Source organism: Cryobacterium sp. Y62, from assembly GCF_002929785.1.
Lineage (GTDB): Bacteria > Actinomycetota > Actinomycetes > Actinomycetales > Microbacteriaceae > Cryobacterium.
On the sequence record NZ_PJJK01000033.1, the window covers coordinates 1 to 3,124 of the forward strand.

General features: G+C 57.0%; 3 protein-coding genes. All 3 read right to left on the reverse strand.

Going from position 1 to position 3,124, the window contains the following annotated elements; translation table 11 throughout:
* Nucleotides 1-645: AAA family ATPase (locus CXY71_RS00340; RefSeq protein WP_158252904.1), on the reverse strand; the 645-nt coding region annotated here is incomplete at its 3' end.
* Nucleotides 646-2,079: 1,434 nt separating this feature from the next.
* Complete coding sequence (locus CXY71_RS00350) at nt 2,080-2,502, reverse strand: hypothetical protein (protein WP_146072689.1); 423 nt, start codon at nt 2,500-2,502, stop codon at nt 2,080-2,082.
* Between the two features lie 41 nt (nt 2,503-2,543).
* Nucleotides 2,544-3,124, reverse strand: a 581-nt coding sequence (locus CXY71_RS21590; protein ID WP_233204306.1) for a hypothetical protein, incomplete at its 5' end; no start/stop codon positions are given.

Sequence of the window (3,124 nt, forward strand, 5' to 3'; positions counted from 1 at the left end):
ATTATGGTTATCAACAGCCAGCATTGGCAGCGTAGGAGAAACCACTAATTCCGCTGTCCGAAATACCCGCGGCAGGTCAGTTCGAACGTGAGTGATGTTGTAGACGTTTGTTGCGCGGTATTGGTTCGACACCTTACCGAGGTGACTCACAACAGTCTGGGCTGCGCTTCGCATCAAGTCCTCGGCGGCCTTCGTTGATGCCACGATCTGCTTTCGCAGGTTCGCACGTTCGGTTGTCAGCTCCGCTGAACGAGCACGTTTTTGTTCGAGCTCTACCTCGGCAGCAACGTTCTCCTCGCCGAGTGTGAGAAGTGCGTCTGGCTGAGGTCCGTCAACGCTCTCGAATCGAAGGCTTCGAACGACGTAGTCCTTATTAAATACATGCACACGCCTCCACGCGTCGTGCAGGACACTGGTGATTTCTTCCTCTCCAGAGTCCTGTGAGTCCTGCCATAAGAACTTAATGTCTGCGGAGGTTGGGAGGACTCCATCGACGCTGTCCTGGAGTAACTGCGCAAGCGTCGATTTTCCAGATCCGTTTGTTCCAAAGATCAAATTGATTCGTTCGAAAGACTTGATTCCAACGCCGTCGGACCAGTCCCTGTAGATGCGGTAATCGCCAATGTGTTTGAAGCGCTTGAACATTTCCCCGATTTTCTGTCGGAAATGATCACATATCCGACAAGCACGAACTTAGACGAAATTGAGCGCGCGCGAGGCGTCTGCAGGCGCATGCGCGTCGAAAAAGCCTCATCAACTCTGTTCTCATCACCTCTGATCTCACGTCGGCGTTCTGCGCCGAGGAATGAAGCGCCCGAACCAGTGAGAAGATCTTCGGGCTAACGGTCTGAGTGCGATCACCGCAGGCGGTCGCCTTCGGTCGCGGGCCACCTTTCTAGCCGGTCGAGACTGGCTAGACGATGGCTCACTGGTTCTTGCTCATCAAGACATAAGAAAGCTATCGAGAATGTCCGTGAAAGTCTTGACGTCACCGCCTCGAGTTAGCCACTGTCTGGGCGTCATTGGCTGGCCATTCATTCTCGCGCCTCGCTGCGGGGTTGAGACCCCAAAATGCTGGCCGGATGCATGTCGTCTCGCAGCGCGGCCGTAAACGTGGCGCGGTGTGGCAGAACGGAGCGATCTGTGGCGTCAGTGAATTGCCATGTTGGATAGTGCAAAGTACCGTCGGCGACGAACGCGAAGAGATCGCCTCGCTCGCGCCAGGCGTCAACTTCGTGGAGAGTGATGTGAAGTCGCATGGCGACCTGGGTCGCAGTTCTGACGCATTTACACCTTCCGGCCGTGTCCGTCGCTCCGATTCAGCAAGGTCGCCTCGACCGGTGGCCGCCTTGGTTTCGGCTAGCGATTCGTGAGTGAAGAGCCCCTCCTCGATTAGGAACTCCTCTTGCTCCTTGGTGAGGCCGGTCCCTTGGTTGATGCGCGATTCGCGCGTGTCCTCGCCAAAGTCGGCACCATGGGCATGCAAACCTAGCTGGTTCACGGCACGAAATTCTTGCGGTCCGGACTTGATGCGCCATTTCTCACGAGCCTGACCCCTGAGCGGTCCGGATCATCGACCACTTCACGTGACTGGACCGCATACGTGTCGGTATAGTCAAGCACCGCTTTATCGGTCCTGCCCGATAAATGAGTGTTGCCTGAGCGCGTGGGTAGCCCGAAGCAGGCTCGCACCTGACCAACTTGATGCTTCGCGACCATCAAAGTCCTTCCGGGTAAGCCGGCCAGCCTTCGACCGATCGTGACACAGTGCAATCGAAAAAGAAATCGTTGCCAGGGCCTCTACCGTCGAAACCAGTGCCAGCTCATCCACGAGTTTGTTCGTAAAGGAGGAATTAGAGCCACTGGATTCTTGGTAGCAAATGTTTTAGGGAGAGATCTGCGCAAACCCTCGTCACGTGACCCGCTACGAACCGTTTTGGTCGCCCGATGGACGGTGGACAGGACACAAACCCCAGCCACAAACGGAAGTGGTGGTGATGTCGACAAGACGAGCGGTTGCGGCCCCGTGAGCAGATTTGGCACCCCTATGTGGCTCCGATTGATGATCACAGGGTGGAATCAGCCAGTTCCGCCGGCGCGGCCCTTAACGGGGTTCTCGCTTACATCGCTCACAAGCTCCTGATCTGCTCTGCGGCGTAACGGGACAATCCCAGTTGCAGTGTGAGAGCGGGCTCTCCGCCTGAGGTCGTCGTTGTCCCTATGGAGTGAGGCGATCAGCATAATCGCGGCGGAGAGCTGTTCGCGCGTTTCACGCAGCGCCGTCGTCGCATCCCTTAACGCGACCTTGTCGGTCTGCACCTCGCGAGACGTTGTGTCGGAGGGGTGAGGAGTGCGGACCGAACCTACGAAGCTGTCCCACTCCGCCAGTACTGCTTTCTCCCTATTCATTGTCGCTCGGCTCACCTGTGCCTCTGTGTAGAGGTTCTTCTTGGAAAGGGTACCGTCGGTGAAGAGTGCTTCGCCGTTTAGGAGCCGCTGCATCGCAGATCGCAAACGCGACTCGGAGCTGATGCGAGTAGGAATCACCGGGTGGCGTCTTCCGTCGGGTGTTTGTCGCGGATCGCTTTACGAATGGACAGCAGTTCGCTGTCTATGCGAGCACGATTCAAAGCAGACAACCTGCGACTACTGCGCAACTCCAACAACGACTTCTCTTCGGCTTTCCATACCTTTATATGGGTCGGCAGCAGCACGGAATTCGGGCATTCCGCTGGGACGCACATCGATGGCTTAACGTCCGCGTTCGTCTCCCGCTCCGACTTAGTCAAGCAAGCGGCGACACCCTTGTCCCCCAAACACAAGTTGATTGTGCCGAATCGCATGTCCGGAAACTCGGCCGCAAGAAGTCTGGCCCTGGTGGTCTTATCAACCACTTGAGCAGCGGACCGACGCGTCGATCCGACCACGCGCTGGACAGAGGAACCGCCAGGGCCCTGCGCGCTGATTTCGTTCGGGGTGCCGACGGCGAGTTCATCGAGCGCGAGTCGAGCCGTGGTTCGCGCTTTTACCTCTCCTCGTTCCTTTGACCTGCCGCGGGTATTTCGGACAGCGGAATTAGTGGTTTCTCCTACGCTGCCAATGCTGGCTGTTGATAACCATAATG